General features: G+C 72.8%; 3 protein-coding genes. 1 reads left to right on the forward strand and 2 read right to left on the reverse strand.

Annotation, left to right across the window (positions count from 1 at the left end; translation table 11 throughout):
* Positions 1-1,980, reverse strand: a 1,980-nt coding sequence (locus DKT69_RS36745; RefSeq protein ID WP_109805947.1) for an acetoacetate--CoA ligase, incomplete at its 3' end; no start/stop codon positions are given.
* Positions 1,981-2,131: 151 nt separating this feature from the next.
* The gene (locus DKT69_RS36750) at positions 2,132-2,650 is read right to left on the reverse strand and encodes an acyl-CoA thioesterase (RefSeq protein WP_109805948.1); all 519 of its coding nucleotides are present in this window, start codon (positions 2,648-2,650) and stop codon (positions 2,132-2,134) included.
* Positions 2,651-2,673: 23 nt separating this feature from the next.
* On the opposite strand from DKT69_RS36750, the gene DKT69_RS36755 reads away from it, so the two are divergent.
* Positions 2,674-3,213, forward strand: a 540-nt coding sequence (locus tag DKT69_RS36755) for a hypothetical protein (protein WP_109805949.1), incomplete at its 3' end; no start/stop codon positions are given.

Here is a 3,213-nt window from a genome sequence, read left to right on the forward strand (position 1 = left end):
GGTGGGGTTGTCGGTGGGGGTGCGGCGTTGGGCGAAGGCGGCGAAGGCCGTCAGGGATTCCGGGTTGGCCAGGGCGCCCTTGGCGGCCGCCGAGTCCACCGGGGTGCCGGTGAGGATCTTCTTGACCGGGACCTCCAGCTTCTTCGCCGAGAGGGTGCGCGGGACGGCGCGGACCTGGTGGATCTCGTCGGGGATGTGCCGGGGCGACAGGGCGGTACGCAGCTCGCGGCAGATCTTCTTCCGCAGCTCGTCGTCCAGTTCCAGTCCCTCGGCGAGCACCACGAAGAGCAGCAGCTCCCCCGCGCCGCCCTGGTCGTCCTCCAGGTGCACCACCACCGAGTCGACGACCTCGTCCAGCCCCTCCACCACCGAGTAGAACTCGGCGGTGCCCAGCCGGACGCCGCCCCGGTTCAGGGTGGCGTCGGAGCGGCCGGTGATGACGCAGCCGCCACGCTCGTTGATCGTGATCCAGTCCCCGTGCCGCCACACCCCGGGGTAGACCTCGAAGTACGCCTCGCGGTAGCGGACGCCGTCCGGGTCGTTCCAGAAGCCCACCGGCATGCTCGGCATCGGCGCGGTGATCACCAGCTCGCCCAACTCCCCGATGACCGGGGTGCCGTCGGCCGAACGGGCCTCCACCTTCGCGCCCAGCGCCCGGCAGGTGATCTCCCCGGCGTGCACCGGCAGCAGCGGCACGCCGCCGACGAAGCCGGTACAGACGTCCGTGCCGCCGGAGATGGACTGCAACTGCAGGCGGTCGCCGACGTTCTCGTACACCCAGGTGAAGCCCTCGGCGGGCAGCGGCGCCCCGGTCGAGCCGACGCCGTGCAGCGCGGAGAGGTCGGCGATCTCCTTCGGCACCAGGTTGGCCTTGCGGCAGGCCAGCAGGAACGGCGCGGAGGTGCCGAAGTACGTGGTGCCGGTCTCCGCGGCCAGCCGCCACAGCGCGCCCAGGTCCGGGTGGCCCGGGTTGCCGTCGAAGAGCACGATGGTGGCGCCCACCGCCGGCCCGGAGACCAGGAAGTTCCACATCATCCAGCCGGTGGTGGTGAACCAGAAGAACCGGTCCGCCGGGCCTAGGTCGTGGTGCAGGGCGAGCATCTTCAGGTGCTCCAGCAGGATGCCCCCGTGGCCGTGCACGATCGGCTTGGGCAGCCCCGTGGTGCCGGAGGAGTAGAGCACGTACAGCGGGTGGTCGAACGGCACCGGGGCGAAGGCCAGCGGCTGGTCGGTCGGCGCGGCCAGTTCGGCCCAGGAGAGCGCGCCCTGCGGCGGGACGCCGGCCGGGTCGAGGTACGCGATGCCCACGGTGTGCCGGAGCGACGGCAGCGCGGCCCGGATCGCGGCGACCTCACCGCGCCGGTCCACCGGCTTGTCGCCGTACCGGTAGCCGTCGACCGCGACCAGCACCTTGGGCTCGATCTGCTGCCAGCGGTCGGTGACGCTGCGGGTGCCGAACTCCGGCGCGCAGGACGAGAAGATCGCACCGAGGCTGGCCGTGGCCAGCAGCAGCATGTACGTCTCGGGGATGTTCGGCGCGTACGCCGCGACCCGGTCGCCGGGGCCGACGCCGAGCCGGCGCAGCCCGGCCGCCACCCGGCGGACCTGCTCGCGCAGCTCCGCGGCGGTGAGGGTGACCGGCGGCCGGGTCTGCCCGTGCGCGATCACCACCGGGTCGTCGTCGCCCCGGCCGGGCATCCGCAGCACGTTCTCGGCGTAGTTGAGCGTGGCCCCGGGGAACCAGCGGGCGCCGGGCATCGCCGGGTCGGTCAGCGTCGCGGTCGGCGGGGTGTGCGCGACCACGTCGAAGTAGTCCCAGATCGACCGCCAGAACGCGTCGAGGTCGGTGACCGACCACTGCCAGAGCGCGTCGTAGTCGGCGAACTCCAGCCCCCGGTGCTCGGCCAGCCAGCGCAGGTAGTCACCGATCCGGGACCGCTCGCGCACGTCGGCCGGCGGCGTCCACAGCACGTCACCCACTGCTCCACCCTCCCTGCGGCCCGCACGACTCTGTGACATGGGCCGTGCCGCCATCTTGCCCTACCTCGCAGCGTCATTCTCCGCACCGGGTGCCGCCCAGGGGGCGTGGCCGGCCCACACGCCCCGCCCGGCGGGTATGTGGACCGGGGCGTCAGCCGGCGCGGTGGGCCTGGATCGCCCGGCGCCTGGCCAGCCGGTGCGCCCGGCGGATCTCCGCCTCCCGGAACCGCCGCTCGTCCTCCGGGGTCTCCGGCAGGACCGGCCGGACCGGCCGCGGCGCGCCGCCCACGTCCACCCCCACGAAGACCAGGTACGCGGTGGCCACCCGGACGGGCTCGTCCTCGGCCGAGTCCCACCGCTCGGCGACCACCCGCACGCCCACCTCCATCGAGGTGTTGCCGGTCCAGTTCACCTGGGCGTGGGCGTGCACCAGGTCGCCCACCCGGACCGGCTCGGAGAAGACGATCTCGTCGATCGAGGCGGTGACCGCGGTGCCGCCGCTGTGCCGCGCCGCGGCCGCCCCGGCCACGTCGTCGACGAACTTCATCAGTACCCCACCGTGCACGGTCCCGTACAGGTTGACATCGACCGCGGTCATGATCCGGCTGAGCGTGACCCGGGAGTACGACGTCGGCTTGCCGGCCGGCCCGGTGGAGGGATGATCTGTCATGCCGAAAACGGTACGGTGCGCGGATGCGACATCTCTGGAGCTTCCTCGCCGGGTTGGTGGTGGCGCCCGTCACCTGGGTGCTGATCACCCTCGGACAGGACGGATCGGGCAGCACCATCGACCGTTGGGTGGAGATCAAGGCCTCCTCCACGGCCAATCTGATCGAGCCGGCCGTCTACCTCGGTGTGGCCGGCATCCTGCTCGGCCTGCTCGGCACGCTGCGCTTCTCGCCGCTGGGTGCGCTCGTCGCCGGGCTGCTGCTGGTCACCCCGTACGTCGGGATGTTCATCGCGCCGTTCACGGTCCGGGACTGGATCCCCGACGGCTGGAAGGCGCTCGGGGACCCGCTGCCGCTGCGCCAGCCGGTGGAGAACGGCACGCTGTTCCTGATCGGCGTGCTGCTGCTGATGGCGGCCTTCAGCGCGCAGCGCTGGCGGCGGTGGCCGGCGTCGCCGGCCGAGGCGGAGCTGACCTCGGCCGACAAGCCGGCCGAGAACACCTTCGCGCTCAGCGACTGGCCGCCGTCCGGCGCCCGGAACGAGCAGGACACCACCCCGCCCACC

The sequence above is a fragment of the Micromonospora sicca genome (assembly GCF_003172935.1).
GTDB classification, from domain to species: Bacteria; Actinomycetota; Actinomycetes; order Mycobacteriales; family Micromonosporaceae; genus Micromonospora; species Micromonospora sicca.

Bases quoted from the DNA above. Each gene is read 5' to 3' on its own strand.
- DKT69_RS36750 (WP_109805948.1), bottom strand. From the start codon at position 2,650: ATGACAGATCATCCCTCCACCGGGCCGGCCGGCAAGCCGACGTCGTAC.